The following is a 12,650-nucleotide window of genomic DNA, read 5'->3' on the forward strand; positions in this document are numbered from 1 at the left end:
ATCAGGCGCCGAGCAGTCGCGCCGCCTTGGGGGCGAAATAGCTCAGCACGCCCGCGCAGCCCGCGCGCTTGAAGCCGTGCAGCGTCTCGAGGATGGCGCGGTCCTCGTCCAGCCAGCCGTTGGCGATCGAGGCCTGCATCATCGCGTACTCCCCGGACACCTGATAGGCGAAGGTGGGCACGCGGAAGGTCTCTGACACCCGCTGGACGATATCCAGGTACGGCATGCCGGGCTTGACCATGACGGCGTCGGCGCCTTCCGCCAGATCCATGGCGACCTCCTTCAGGGCTTCGTCGGAGTTGGCGTAGTCCATCTGATAGGTCTTCTTGTCGCCCGTCAGCGAGCGCGCCGAGCCGACGGCGTCGCGATAGGGGCCGTAGAAGCACGAGGCGTATTTGGCCGCATAGGCCAGGATCAGCGTGTCCTGGAAGCCATTGGCCTCCAGCGCCTCGCGGACGGCCTGGATCCGGCCGTCCATCATGTCCGACGGCGCGACGATGTCGGCGCCGGCGTGGGCGTGGATGAAGGCCTGTTCGGCCAGCCGCTCCACCGTCGCGTCGTTCAGAACCCGACCGTCCTCCAGCACGCCGTCGTGGCCGTGGTCGGTGTAGCAGTCCAGCGCCACGTCGGTCATGACGCCGATCTCCGGCGCGGCGTCCTTGATGGCGCGGATGCAGTCGGGGATCAGGCCGTCCGGATCGGTGGCGCCGGTTCCGACCCCGTCCTTGATCGCGCCGTCGACGTTGGGGAACAGGGCGACGGCGGGGATGCCCAGGTCGCGCGCCTCCACGGCCGCCGCGGCGGCGGCCTTTGGCGACAGGCGGAAGACGCCAGGCATGGAGGCGACCGGCTGGCGGTCCTCGGCGCCGTCATGGACGATCAGCGGCCAGATCAGGTCGGATGGCGTCAGGGTCGTCTCGGCCACCAGCCGACGCACCCAGGGGCTGGACCGCAGACGGCGAGGCCGGGCAAGCGGGAAGGGGGCGGGCGGATAGGCAAGCATGGGAACCTCGGAACCGGACGCGTCGGACTAACGCCCGGCGGACTTTCGCGCAAATCGCGTCTTGCGTCGGATCGTTACCTCGACAATCTGCGGATATAGGACAGGGCGCGCTGAACGCGCGAGCGAGGAGAGACGATATGATCAGGCGGTTTGCGGCGGCGGCGTCGGCAGTGGCGCTCGGCGCGCTGCTCTCGGGGTGCATCATCATCGATTCCGAAGGCGGCGAACGGACCGTCGTCACCCCGGCCGCGTCGTGGACCGCCGAGCCCGTCGCGGCCCCCGCGGCCAGCTTCGCCGCCCTGTACCAGGATGCGGTCGCCGATGCGCGGCGCCCGGCCGAAGAGACGGCGCGCGACGCCTTGCGCCACCCGCTGGACATCCTGGCCTTCGCCGAAGTCGCGCCGGGCGACAAGATCGCCGACATCCGGCCGGGCGCCGGCTATTTCACCCGGCTGTTCTCTTCGGTCGCCGGTCCAAACGGCCACGTCTACGCCTTCATCCCGAACCGCACCGCCGCCCGCGAGAACGCCGGCGGCGACGCCCTGGCCCAGACCTATTCAAACGTCAGCCGGGTCAACGGGGCGCTCGACGCCATGACCTTCCAAGAACCGCTGGACCTGGTCTTCATGAGCCAGGAGTACCACGACTTCCACATCCCCGGATTCGAGACCGACGTGGCGCGCATGAACGCGGCGGTGTTCGCGGCCCTGAAGCCAGGCGGGCGCTACGTCGTCATCGACCATGAGGCCGCGCCGGGCACGGGAATCTCGGCCGTATCGACGCTTCACCGCATCGAGGGGGACTATCTGCGGCGCGAGGTCGAGGCGGCCGGGTTCGTGTTCGAGGGTGAAAGTCGCGCCGTCGCCAACCCCGCCGACGACCACAGCCTGAACGTCTTCGACGCGGGCATCCGCGGGCGCACGGACCAGTTCGTCTATCGCTTCCGCAAGCCGGGCTGACGGCCTCAGCGCGCCGTCGGCATGCCCGAGCGGCGGCGCGGGTTCTGGGCGATGATCTCGACGCGGGTCACGGATCCGCGCCCTGAAATGCCGTTCGCCGCCGCGACGAGCGCGTTCGACAGGGCGCGCGCGTCCAGCCGTGTCCAGTCGCCGGGCACCGTGAAGGGGGTGCGGTGGGCCGCCTTGACCAGGGCGTCGCGGAAGAAGGCCTCCTTGGGCCGCATCTGTTCGACGGTCTTGCCGGCGCCCAGGTGGAGCCGCAGCGAGACGAAGACGTAGTTGCGCAGGCGGCCGCCTTCGATCACCGGCAGGCCGACCCCGGCGATGCCGAGGGTTGGCGCCTCGGCCGACTGGGCCTTGGGCGCGGAGGCTTGAGCGGGGGCGGCGGCCAGGGCCAGGCCTCCGGCGGCGATGAGGGCGCGGCGGTTCATGAGAACCCTGTGTCACGGCGCGGTTAGGATTCCCTTTCCGCTCAGCCGTGGGTCCAGCCCCCCCGTGCGAGGGCGACGGGGCGGCCATCGTAGGTGACGGCCAGACCCTGGCCGGTCGACACCTCGCCGATCAGGGTCAGGCGCACCAGGCGTCGCTCGGCCTCGCGGCGCAACAGGTCCTCATGGCGAGGGTCGGCGGTGAAGGCAATCTCATAGTCGTCGCCCCCGGCCGCCAGCTCCTCCAGCGACAGCTGCGGATCGACGCGTTCGGCGAACCAGGCCTGGGCGGCGGCCGACAGGGGCAGGACGTTCAGGTTCAGCCCCACCTGGACGCGGCTGGCGCGCGCGATGTGGGTCAGGTCCGCCGCCAGGCCGTCGGAGACGTCGACGGAGGCGGTGGCGTAGTCCCGCACGACCTCCGCGAAGTCCAGGCGCGGAACGGGCGTGCGATAGTGGGCGATCAGCGCGTCCAGGCGCTCCTGACCCAATGACAGCTCGCCGCGCGCGGCCCTCAGCCCCAGTCTCCCGTCGCCGATATGGCCGGTGACGAAGACCCGGTCGCCGGGACGGGCGCCGGAGCGCGGCACAGTCCGGCCCGTGGGCGTCCAGCCCAGGGCCGTAAGGGAGAAGGAGGCAGGGCCAGGGGTGGTCACGGTGTCGCCGCCCAGCAGGTGAACGCCGAAGGTCGCCTGGTCGGCGGCCAGGCCGGCGGCGAAGGCTTCCCGTTCCGGCCAGCCGCAACGCTCGGACCACTGGCAGGCCAGCAGGTAGCCGAAGGGGTCGGCCCCCTTCGCGGCCAGATCCGACAGGTTCACCCGCAACAGCTTGCGGGCCACGGTGTCCAGCGGGTCGTCGGGCAGGAAGTGGACGCCCTCGACGATGGCGTCCTTGGTCAGAACCAGGTCGAAGCCGGCCCGGGCGGGCAGGGCGGCCACGTCGTCACGAAGGCCCCGCGCCCATTCGGGATGGGCCAGCGGCGCCAGGAGCTTGTCGATCGTCTCGAACTCGCCCGCGACGTCGAGGGCGGGCATCAGGCGCGGGCGTCGCGGGCGACACCATCCAGGGCGGCGTTGACGAACCGGGCCTCGGCGTCGTCGAAGAAGGCCTTGGCCAGTTCCACGTATTCGTCGATCACCACCTCACGCGGGGTTTCCGGCTGCTTCAGCAGTTCCCAGGCGCCCGAGCGCAGCAGGGCGCGCAGGGTGGCGTCCAGCCGCTCAAGCCGCCAGTTCGACGCCAGCCGCGCCTTTACGGCGGCGTCCAACTCGCGCTGCTCGGTCACGACGCCGCGCACGATCTCGGCGAAGTAGGTCTCGTCCGCCTCGGCCAGGGCCTCGCCTTCGATGTCGGCGTCGAAGCGGTGGTTCGAGAACTCGGAAATCACCGTCTCCACGCCCTCGCCGGCCAGCTCCATCTGGTAGAGGGCCTGGACGGCGGCCAGGCGCGCCACGGTGCGGGCGCGACGCTGCCTGGAGGTGAGCTGAGGTTCGGCGCGTTGCCGCTCTGCCTCGGCCAACTGTTCGAGGACGGATTTCAGGCTGTTCGGTTCGGTCATGCGCCGAGGCCTAAGCGCAACCGACGACGCAATGCAATGAGGTCGAGGCAGGCTTTCGCCGCGCCGCCGCCCTTGTCGCCTTCGGACAGCCGGGCGCGGGCCCAGGCCTGGTCCTCGTCCTCGGTCGTCAGGATGCCGTTGCCGATGGCCAGGCCCCTGACGCCCAACTGCGTGATGCCGGCGGCGGACTGATCCGAGACGATCTCGAAATGATAGGTCTCGCCGCGGATTATGCAGCCGAGGGCGACATAGCCGTCGTAACGCGGGGCGGTCGGATAGCGCCCGGCCTCGTCGGCCAGGGCGATGGCCGTGGGGACTTCCAGGGCGCCCGGGACCGTGACCACGTCGAAGTCGGCGCCGTGCGCCTTCAGGGTCTCCTTGGCGCCCTCGAGCAGGGCGTCGGCCAGTTCGTCGTAGAAGCGCGCCTCGACGATCAGGATGCGCGGGGCGTCTTTCACTTCTTGTCTTCTCCGTCCATGTCGCGCCAGCCGACGATGCGCAGGCCATAGCCCTCCAGCGCCGTCGGCTCAGGCCGCGTCGAGCTCATCACGATCATGTCGCGCACGCCGAGATCCAGCAGGATCTGCGCGCCGACGCCGTAAGCCTTCAGCGAGCGATCCAGGGCCGCCGGCTTGTCCGCCCCCGCCAGGCGCTCGGCCAGCGAATGCAGCGTCGGGTCGCGCAGGAAGACGACCACGCCCGGTCCGTCATGGTCGGTGATCTGTCTCAGGGCCTTGGGCACATAGTCCTGCCGCTGCTCGACATGGCCCAGCAGGTCGCAGGCGAAATCCACCTGGTGCATGCGCACCAGCGTCGGCTTGCCCGGTTCGATCCGCCCGTGGACCAGGGCGACGTGTTCGGCGCCTTCGATGGTGTTCTTGTAGAGCATCAGGCGGAACGGGCCGCCGTGGACGCTGTCGAAGGGCGTATCCATGATCCGCTCGACGAAACGTTCGGTTCGCCGGCGGTAGGCGATCAGGTCGGCGATGGTGCCGATCTTCAGTCCGTGCAACTGGGCGAAGGCGACCAGGTCGGGCATCCGCGCCATGGTGCCGTCGTCGTTCATGATCTCGCAGATCACCCCGGCGGGCGTCAGGCCGGCCATGCGGCTGATGTCCACGGCCGCCTCGGTGTGGCCGGTGCGGACCAGCACGCCGCCGTCGCGCGCGACCAGCGGGAAGACGTGACCGGGCGAGACGATGTCGTCGACGCCCCGGCTGGGGTCGGACGCGACCTGCACCGTGCGCGCGCGGTCGGCGGCCGAGATGCCGGTCGTGACGCCTTCCTTCGCCTCGATCGAGACGGTGAAGGCGGTGCTCATGCTCTCGCGGTTCTCGGCGGCCATCGGCGGCAGTCGCAGCTGGCGGGCGCGTTCAGCCGTCATGGCCAGACAGATCAGGCCGCGCGCGTGCTTGGCCATGAAGTTGATCTGGTCCGGCGTGGCGAACTGGGCGGGGATGATCACGTCCCCCTCGTTCTCGCGATCCTCGGCGTCCACCAGGATGTAGGGGCGGCCGTTGCGGGCGTCCTCCAGGATGTCCTCGATGGGGCTGATCGGGCTGTCGTTCATATTGCTGGCCGCAAGCTGCATCATGCCGTCTCCTGCCACCGCGCGAGGTATCGCGCCAGCATGTCGATCTCGAGATTGACCGAATCTCCGACCTTCAGGCGGCCGAGGGTGGTGGAGTCCCAGGTGTGGGGGATGATGTTCAGGGAGAATACGCGTCCCTCGACGCTGTTCACCGTCAGCGACACGCCGTCCACGGTGATCGAGCCCTTGGCGGCGATGTAGCGGTGCAGAGGGGCGGGCGCCTCCACGTCGATCCGATGCGATCCGCCCTGGGGGGTGATCGAAACGACGCGGCCCAGGCCGTCGACGTGCCCGGAGACGACATGGCCGCCCATCTCGTCCCCCAGCTTCGCGGCGCGTTCCAGATTGACGCCGTCGCCGGCCTGCCATGCGCCAAGCGTGGTCCGGGACAGGGTCTCGTTGGAAACCTCGACGGCGAACCAGCCGGGGCCCTTCTCTACGACCGTCAGGCAGCAGCCCGCATGGCTGATGGAGGCGCCCAGGTCGATGGAGGCGGTGTCCCATGCGGTTTCGACCTCATAGCGGCGGTCGCGGTCGGTGGCGCGCACATCGCGGACGCGGCCGATGTCGGTGACGATGCCGGTGAACATTACGCTCGGTCCCCTTCGGACGCGAAAAACAGGGTGTGAATGGTGTGAAATGTCTGAAATCGACCGGCCGAGGGCGCGTTCGGCGTCAGATTCGGTCGTAACGTTCCCACATATCGTCTCCGGCGGGCGCGGCGCCCAGGCGCCGGAACTTGGGGGCGTCGGCCAGCTTTGCAAGCGCCAGGGCGGCGACGCAGGGGCGGCCTTCGGCACCCAGAAGGATCGGGGCGCGGAACCATTCCAGGCGGTCGACCACGCCGGCCCTGAGGAAGGATGCGGCGACCTGGCCGCCGCCTTCGATCAGGATCGAGGCGACGCCGGCTTTCGCCAAGGCGTCCAGCACCGCCGGAACCGTGGGTCGGCCCTCTGCCGCTTCGATGCGGCGCACCTGGGCGCCCCCGACGGGGCGAGGGTCGGCGGCTGTCAGGATCAGGGTGTTGGCGGACGCCACCTTCGCCTTCGCGGGGGTCCGCAGGCGGCTGTCCAGCACGACGCGCAACGGCTGGTCCACCGTGCGGCCGGGGAGGCGGGCGGTCAGTTCGGGGTCGTCGTGAAGCACGGTCTCGACGCCGACCAGGATGGCGTCATGGGCGGCGCGCAGGCGATGGCCCTCAAGCCGCGCGGCCTCGCCGGTGATCCACTGGCTCTCGCCCGACGCCGTGGCGATGCGACCGTCGAGCGACGTCGCCAGCTTCAGGGTGACGCGCGGGCGCATCAGACCTTGCCGGACGGCTCGTCGAAGCCTTCGTCGCCGAGGAATTTGGCGAAGTCGCCGGTGTGGCGGAAGTCCTTGTAGACCGAGGCGTAGCGGACATAGGCCACCTCATCCACGCCCTTCAGCGCCTTCATGATGAAGTCGCCGACCGTGCTGGACTGGATTTCCGTCTCGCCCAGGCTTTCCAGCTGGCGGACGATGCGGTTGACCATCTGCTCGATCTGTTCGGCCTGGACCGGGCGCTTGCGCAGGGCCACGCCCAGCGACCGCTCCAGCTTGTCGCGGTCGAAGGGGGTGCGGCGGCCGTTGCGCTTCAGGATGACCAGTTCGCGCAGCTGCACCCGCTCGAAGGTGGTGAAGCGCCCGTTGCAGTTCGGGCAGGACCGGCGGCGACGGATGGCCGAACCGTCGTCCGACGGCCGGCTGTCCTTAACCTGGGTGTCCTGATGACCGCAAAAAGGGCACTTCATCAGCGGCTTATCCGTAGATGGGGAAGCGGTGCGTCAGCTCGCGCACCTGCGCCGCCACGCCCGCGACCACGGCCGGATCGGCCTCGTCGCCGCCGTTCATCGAAGAGACGACGTCGGCGATCCAGTGACCGATCTGCTTGAACTCTTCCTCGCCGAAGCCGCGCGTGGTGCCGGCGGGCGTGCCCAGGCGGACGCCCGAGGTGACGGTGAAGGGGGCGGTGTCGAACGGCACGCCGTTCTTGTTGCAGGTCATCAGCGCCTTTTCGAGCTCGTGCTCGGTCGCCTTGCCGGTCACGCCCTTGGGTCGCAGGTCGACCAGGGCCAGGTGGCTGTCGGTGCCGCCCGAGATGATGGCCAGGCCGCGCTCGATCAGCACGCCGGACAGGGCCTGGGCGTTCTTGACCACCTGCTGGGCGTAGAGCTTGAACTCGGGCTTCAGCGCCTCGCCGAAGGCCACGGCCTTGGCGGCGATGACGTGCTCCAGCGGGCCGCCCTGCAGGCCGGGGAAGACGGCCGAGTTGATCTTCTTGCCCAGGTCCGCGTCGTTGGACAGGATCATCCCGCCGCGCGGGCCGCGCAGGGTCTTGTGCGTCGTGGTGGTCACGACGTGGGCGTGCGGGATCGGATCGGGATAGGCGCCGCCGGCGATCAGGCCCGCATAGTGGGCCATGTCGACCATCAGATAGGCGCCGACGCTGTCGGCGATCTCGCGGAAGCGCTTGAAGTCGATGTGGCGGCTGTAGGCGGATGCGCCGGCCAGGATCAGCTTGGGCTTCTCACGCTCGGCCATCTCGGCGACGTGGTCATAGTCGATCAGATGGGTGTCTTCGGTGACCTTGTAGGTGACGGGGCGGAACCACTTGCCCGACTGGTTGGCCGGGGAGCCGTGGGTCAGGTGGCCGCCGCAGGCCAGGTCCATGCCCAGGAAGGTGTCGCCCGGCTGCAGCAGGGTGAAGAAGACCGCCTGGTTGGCCTGGGCGCCCGAGTGGGGCTGGACGTTGGCGAAGGCGGCGCCGAACAGCTGCTTGGCGCGCTCACGGGCCAGGTCCTCGGTGACGTCGACGTATTCGCAGCCGCCGTAGTAGCGGCGGCCGGGATAGCCCTCAGCGTATTTGTTCGTCAGGACAGAGCCTTGCGCATCCAGCACCGCCTTGGAGACGATGTTCTCGGAGGCGATCAGCTCGATCTGTTCCTTCTGGCGGCCCAACTCGCCCTGGATGCCCTTGAAGACGTCCGGATCGGCGTCGGCGAGGGTCTTGGTGAAATAGGCGTCGTGGGTGAAGGCGGTCACGCTGAAATCCCCGGAAATCAGAAGGCCGCCTATCTAGTCCCCAGCGGGGCCGACCACAACATCTTGTGGTCAGGACGCGCCCAACGCCCGCCTCAGCTTGGCGATCGCCACGCGCTCGACCGCCTTGGGTTCGTTGACCGGACCCATGGCGCTGACCTCGCGGCCGGTGGCCACGTGGATGGCCGAGCATTTGACGTAGGGACCGTTGCGGGTGAACTCGACGATCACCTCGCCGAGATCGGCGTCGCCGCTCAAGCGGCGACCGGACGCCGCGCCACGTTGCAGTGGGCGAACAGCTTGTCCATCGCCTGGACGACGTGGTCCATCATGGCGTCGGTGTGGTTCGGCGAGGGGGTGAAGCGCAGGCGCTCGGTCCCCTTGGGCACCGTCGGATAGTTGATCGGCTGAACATAGACGCCGTACTCGTCCAGCAGCATGTCCGAGATCATCTTGCAGTGGACCGGATCGCCGACGTGCACCGGCACGATGTGGCTCTCGCTTTCCATTACCGGAATGCCGGCGGCGGCGAAGCGGGCCTTCAGCGTGGCGGCGCGTTCCTGGTGCTGGGCGCGCAGCTCGGGATGGGCCTTCAGGTGGCGCACCGAAGCCAGGGCGCCCGCCGTCAGGGCCGGGGGCAGGGAGGTGGTGAAGATGAAGCCCGAGGCCCAGCTGCGCACCGCGTCGATGATCACGGCGTCGGCGGCGATATAGCCGCCCATGACGCCGACGGCCTTGCCCAGGGTGCATTCGATGATGTCGATCTGGTCCAGCACGCCGTCGCGCTCGGCCACGCCCGCGCCGGTTTCGCCGTACAGGCCCACGGCGTGGACCTCGTCCAGATAGGTGAGGGCGCCGTACTTCCTGGCCAGGGCGATCGTCCCGGCCAGGTCGGCCATGTCGCCGTCCATCGAATAGACGCTCTCGAAGGCGATCAGCTTGGGGGCGTCCGCCGGGGCGTCCGCCAGCATGGCCTCCAGGTGCGCCAGGTCATTGTGCTTGTAGATGTGCCGCTCGCCGCCGCCGTGGCGGATGCCGGCGATCATCGAGGCGTGGTTCAGAGAGTCGGAGAAGGTGATCAGGCCCGGCAGGATCTTCTGCAGCGTCGACAGCGTCGCCTCGTTGCCGACATAGCCGGAGGTGAACAGCAGCGCCGCTTCCTTCTGGTGCCAGCTGGCCAGCTCGGCCTCCAGGTCGACGGCGGAACGGGTGGTGCCCGAGATGTTGCGGGTGCCGCCGGCCCCGGCGCCCACGGCGTCGATCTCGTCCTTCATGGCCTGCAGCACCGCCGGGTGCTGGCCCATGCCGAGATAGTCGTTCGAGCACCAGATGACGACGTCCTGCTCGGACCCGTCCTCGCGCCGCCGCACCGCCTTGGGGAACTGGCCGCGCACGCGCTTCAGGTCCGCGAAGACACGATAGCGTCCCTCGCTGCGGACCTGTTCGACGGAGTTCTGAAAGGCGGCCTTATAGTCGAACAACAGACGCATTCTTTCGCTTATGGCGATGTTGAACGGTATTTGCGCCCGCAAGCCGGGCTTGTCCATGTCCGGGGCATGGACAAAACGTCCAAAGCCTTAATTGATAACGGTTCTCAGGAGGCGGCGGGGGAGGCGAATCTGCGGCCGGCCAAGCTTGAATACCCCCGTTGCGCCAGCTTTCGCCGCATGACACGCTCGCCCGGCAATTCCCAAAGGGACGCGATTGTGCGTCCGCCGCGCTCGGGGGGACCGGAAGGCGGATAGAGGCGATAACGCCCGCCGCGCCAAGGGTCCGTGCGCTTTACTTTGCAAGGGCATGGAAACGCCAATGACCATTTATCTTTCGCTCGCCTTCGCGGCCGGCGTTCTGGGGGTGCTGTTCGGCGCCGTCCAGACCGGCGTGCTGATGAAGGCCAGCGCCGGCAACGACAAGATGCGAGAAATCGCGGCTGCCATCCAGGAAGGTGCCTCGGCCTATCTGAAGCGGCAGTACATGACCATCGGCCTGGTCGGGATCGTGATCCTGATCGCCGCCTTCTTCCTGATCGGCCCCTATGCGGCGGTCGGCTTCCTGATCGGCGCGGTGCTCAGCGGCGCCGCCGGATATGCGGGGATGCTGATTTCCGTGCGCGCCAACGTCCGCACCGCGCAGGCGGCGTCCGAGAGCCTGGCCAAGGGGCTGAACCTGGCGTTCCGCTCGGGCGCCATCACCGGCATGTTCGTGGCGGGCGGGGCGCTGATCGGCGTGTCCGGCTACTATATCGTGCTGACCCATCACATGGGGCTGGACCCGACCAGCCGCGAGGTGATCGACGGTCTGGTGGCGCTGGGCTTCGGCGCCTCTCTGATCTCCATCTTCGCCAGACTGGGCGGCGGCATCTTCACCAAGGGCGCCGACGTGGGCGGCGACATGGTGGGCAAGGTCGAGGCGGGCATTCCCGAGGACGATCCCAGAAACGCCGCCACCATCGCCGACAATGTGGGCGACAACGTCGGCGACTGCGCCGGCATGGCCGCCGACCTGTTCGAGACCTATGCGGTGACGACGGTGGCGACCATGGTGCTGGCCGCCATCTTCTTCCGCGACCAGCCCTATGTGGGCGTGATGATGGCCCTGCCGCTGGCGATCTGCGGCGCGTGCGTGGTCACCTCGATCATCGGCAGCTTCTTCGTGCGGCTGGGCAAGTCGAACAACATCATGGGGGCGCTGTATCAGGGCCTGATCGTCACCGGCGTGCTGTCCATCGGGGCGGTCTTCTGGGTGATCAACCAGATGGTGACGGGTCCGATCGTCACGGTCGGCGGCCTGGAGATCCAGCCGATGGCCCTGTTCTGGTCCGGCATGGTCGGCCTGGCGGTGACGGCGGCGATCGTGGTGATCACCGAATACTACACCGGCTCGAACTTCCGTCCCGTGCGGTCGGTGGCCAACGCCTCGGTGTCCGGCCACGGCACCAACGTCATCCAGGGCCTGGCCGTGTCGCTGGAGGCCACTGCGCTTCCGGCCCTGACGATCATCGTCGGCATCATCGCCAGCTTCCAGCTGGCGGGGCTGTTCGGTATCGCCATCGCCACCACGACCATGCTGGGCGTGGCGGGGATGATCGTGGCGCTGGACGCCTTCGGTCCGGTGACGGACAACGCCGGCGGCATCGCCGAAATGGCGGGCCTGCCTTCGGAAGTGCGGCACTCGACCGACGCCCTGGACGCGGTGGGCAACACCACCAAGGCGGTGACCAAGGGCTACGCCATCGGCTCGGCGGGTCTGGGCGCGCTGGTGCTGTTCGCGGCCTATACGTCGGACCTGCAGTACTTCTCGGCCAATCCGGCGGATTATCCCTTCTTCGCCGACATGGGGCCGATCGCCTTCGACCTGACCAACCCCTATGTCGTGGTCGGCCTGCTGTTCGGGGGGCTGCTGCCCTTCCTGTTCGGCGGCGTGTCGATGATGGCGGTCGGTCGCGCCGCGGAAGCCGTGGTGGCCGAGGTCCGCCGCCAGTTCCGCGAGAACCCCGGCATCATGACCTATCAGACCAAGCCGGAATACGGCCGGGCCGTCGACATCCTGACCAAGGCGGCGATCCGCGAGATGATCGTGCCGAGCTTGCTGCCGGTGCTGTCGCCGATCGTGCTGTTCGTCGCCGTGCTGGCCATCTCGGACAAGGCCAACGCCTTCGCGTCCCTGGGCGCCATGCTGATGGGCGTCATCGTCACCGGCCTGTTCGTCGCCGTCTCGATGACCTCGGGCGGCGGCGCCTGGGACAACGCAAAGAAGGTGATCGAGGAAGGCTTCACCGACAAGGCGGGCGTGGTTCACGGCAAGGGTTCCGAGGCCCACAAGGCCGCGGTGACCGGCGACACGGTCGGCGATCCCTACAAGGACACCTCCGGCCCGGCGGTGAACCCGATGATCAAGATCACCAACATCGTGGCCCTGCTGCTGCTGGCGGTGCTGGCCAGCGGCACGGTCGGCTGATCGCAAGCCGCGAAACGAAAGACGCCCCGGAGAGCGATCTCCGGGGCGTTTCTTTTTGTGGCCTGTGCGCGCGACGCGGTCGCTTGCGGCTTGA

The 12,650-nt window shown here is 68.6% G+C and carries 14 protein-coding genes; 2 read left to right on the forward strand and 12 right to left on the reverse strand.

Annotated elements, in window-relative coordinates:
• Position 1: 1 nt before the first annotated feature.
• A complete protein-coding gene (gene hemB / locus ACE3PU_RS05135) occupies positions 2 to 1,003 on the reverse strand; it encodes a porphobilinogen synthase (protein WP_374387355.1) in 1,002 nt (333 codons plus the stop codon).
• Between the two features lie 137 nt (positions 1,004 to 1,140).
• On the opposite strand from hemB, the gene ACE3PU_RS05140 reads away from it, so the two are divergent.
• Complete coding sequence (locus ACE3PU_RS05140; protein ID WP_374387357.1) at positions 1,141 to 1,962, forward strand: class I SAM-dependent methyltransferase; 822 nt, start codon at positions 1,141 to 1,143, stop codon at positions 1,960 to 1,962.
• A 5-nt stretch (positions 1,963 to 1,967) separates the two neighbouring features.
• On the opposite strand, the gene ACE3PU_RS05145 is transcribed toward ACE3PU_RS05140, so the two are convergent.
• The 11 genes from ACE3PU_RS05145 to hemA form a co-directional block, all read right to left on the reverse strand.
• Positions 1,968 to 2,393 carry a hypothetical protein gene (locus tag ACE3PU_RS05145; RefSeq protein ID WP_374387359.1) on the reverse strand — a complete coding sequence of 142 codons (426 nt, stop codon included), beginning with the start codon at positions 2,391 to 2,393 and terminating at the stop codon, positions 1,968 to 1,970.
• A 41-nt stretch (positions 2,394 to 2,434) separates the two neighbouring features.
• Positions 2,435 to 3,424 (reverse strand): thiamine-phosphate kinase, encoded by a 990-nt coding sequence (gene thiL, locus ACE3PU_RS05150; RefSeq protein ID WP_374387361.1) that lies wholly within the window; start codon positions 3,422 to 3,424, stop codon positions 2,435 to 2,437.
• Positions 3,424 to 3,948, reverse strand: a complete 525-nt coding sequence (nusB, locus tag ACE3PU_RS05155; RefSeq protein ID WP_374387363.1) for a transcription antitermination factor NusB — start codon at positions 3,946 to 3,948, stop codon at positions 3,424 to 3,426. The genes thiL and nusB overlap by 1 nt, the downstream gene beginning before the upstream one ends.
• Positions 3,945 to 4,406 carry a 6,7-dimethyl-8-ribityllumazine synthase gene (gene ribH / locus ACE3PU_RS05160; RefSeq protein WP_374387365.1) on the reverse strand — a complete coding sequence of 154 codons (462 nt, stop codon included), beginning with the start codon at positions 4,404 to 4,406 and terminating at the stop codon, positions 3,945 to 3,947. Before ribH ends, nusB begins: the two co-directional genes overlap by 4 nt.
• Positions 4,403 to 5,542 carry a 3,4-dihydroxy-2-butanone-4-phosphate synthase gene (ribB, locus tag ACE3PU_RS05165; RefSeq protein WP_374387367.1) on the reverse strand — a complete coding sequence of 380 codons (1,140 nt, stop codon included), beginning with the start codon at positions 5,540 to 5,542 and terminating at the stop codon, positions 4,403 to 4,405. The genes ribH and ribB overlap by 4 nt, the downstream gene beginning before the upstream one ends.
• The gene (locus ACE3PU_RS05170) at positions 5,539 to 6,129 is read right to left on the reverse strand and encodes a riboflavin synthase (RefSeq protein WP_374387369.1); all 591 of its coding nucleotides are present in this window, start codon (positions 6,127 to 6,129) and stop codon (positions 5,539 to 5,541) included. Before ACE3PU_RS05170 ends, ribB begins: the two co-directional genes overlap by 4 nt.
• An 85-nt stretch (positions 6,130 to 6,214) precedes the next feature.
• Complete coding sequence (locus ACE3PU_RS05175) at positions 6,215 to 6,841, reverse strand: RibD family protein (RefSeq protein ID WP_374387371.1); 627 nt, start codon at positions 6,839 to 6,841, stop codon at positions 6,215 to 6,217.
• Positions 6,841 to 7,311: a transcriptional regulator NrdR gene (nrdR, locus tag ACE3PU_RS05180; protein WP_374387373.1), complete on the reverse strand. Its 471-nt coding sequence runs from the start codon at positions 7,309 to 7,311 to the stop codon at positions 6,841 to 6,843. The genes ACE3PU_RS05175 and nrdR overlap by 1 nt, the downstream gene beginning before the upstream one ends.
• 7 nt (positions 7,312 to 7,318) lie before the next feature.
• Positions 7,319 to 8,602 (reverse strand): serine hydroxymethyltransferase, encoded by a 1,284-nt coding sequence (glyA, locus tag ACE3PU_RS05185; protein ID WP_374387375.1) that lies wholly within the window; start codon positions 8,600 to 8,602, stop codon positions 7,319 to 7,321.
• Positions 8,603 to 8,671: 69 nt separating this feature from the next.
• A complete protein-coding gene (locus tag ACE3PU_RS05190; protein WP_374387377.1) occupies positions 8,672 to 8,857 on the reverse strand; it encodes a hypothetical protein in 186 nt (61 codons plus the stop codon).
• Positions 8,854 to 10,089 (reverse strand): 5-aminolevulinate synthase, encoded by a 1,236-nt coding sequence (gene hemA, locus ACE3PU_RS05195; protein ID WP_374387379.1) that lies wholly within the window; start codon positions 10,087 to 10,089, stop codon positions 8,854 to 8,856. Before hemA ends, ACE3PU_RS05190 begins: the two co-directional genes overlap by 4 nt.
• Positions 10,090 to 10,408: 319 nt before the next feature.
• Here hemA and ACE3PU_RS05200 point away from each other — a divergent pair, with 319 nt between their 5' ends.
• Positions 10,409 to 12,556 (forward strand): sodium-translocating pyrophosphatase, encoded by a 2,148-nt coding sequence (locus ACE3PU_RS05200; RefSeq protein ID WP_374387381.1) that lies wholly within the window; start codon positions 10,409 to 10,411, stop codon positions 12,554 to 12,556.
• Positions 12,557 to 12,650 lie beyond the last annotated feature (94 nt).

The sequence above is a fragment of the Brevundimonas sp. genome (assembly GCF_041911375.1).
Lineage (GTDB): Bacteria > Pseudomonadota > Alphaproteobacteria > Caulobacterales > Caulobacteraceae > Brevundimonas.

Bases quoted from the DNA above. Each gene is read 5' to 3' on its own strand.
- hemB (WP_374387355.1), bottom strand. From the start codon at position 1,003: ATGCTTGCCTATCCGCCCGCCCCCTTCCCGCTTGCCCGGCCTCGCCGT.
- ACE3PU_RS05140 (WP_374387357.1), top strand. From the start codon at position 1,141: ATGATCAGGCGGTTTGCGGCGGCGGCGTCGGCAGTGGCGCTCGGCGCG.
- ACE3PU_RS05145 (WP_374387359.1), bottom strand. From the start codon at position 2,393: ATGAACCGCCGCGCCCTCATCGCCGCCGGAGGCCTGGCCCTGGCCGCC.
- thiL (WP_374387361.1), bottom strand. From the start codon at position 3,424: ATGCCCGCCCTCGACGTCGCGGGCGAGTTCGAGACGATCGACAAGCTC.
- nusB (WP_374387363.1), bottom strand. From the start codon at position 3,948: ATGACCGAACCGAACAGCCTGAAATCCGTCCTCGAACAGTTGGCCGAG.
- ribB (WP_374387367.1), bottom strand. From the start codon at position 5,542: ATGATGCAGCTTGCGGCCAGCAATATGAACGACAGCCCGATCAGCCCC.
- ACE3PU_RS05170 (WP_374387369.1), bottom strand. From the start codon at position 6,129: ATGTTCACCGGCATCGTCACCGACATCGGCCGCGTCCGCGATGTGCGC.
- ACE3PU_RS05175 (WP_374387371.1), bottom strand. From the start codon at position 6,841: ATGCGCCCGCGCGTCACCCTGAAGCTGGCGACGTCGCTCGACGGTCGC.
- nrdR (WP_374387373.1), bottom strand. From the start codon at position 7,311: ATGAAGTGCCCTTTTTGCGGTCATCAGGACACCCAGGTTAAGGACAGC.
- hemA (WP_374387379.1), bottom strand. From the start codon at position 10,089: ATGCGTCTGTTGTTCGACTATAAGGCCGCCTTTCAGAACTCCGTCGAA.
- ACE3PU_RS05200 (WP_374387381.1), top strand. From the start codon at position 10,409: ATGACCATTTATCTTTCGCTCGCCTTCGCGGCCGGCGTTCTGGGGGTG.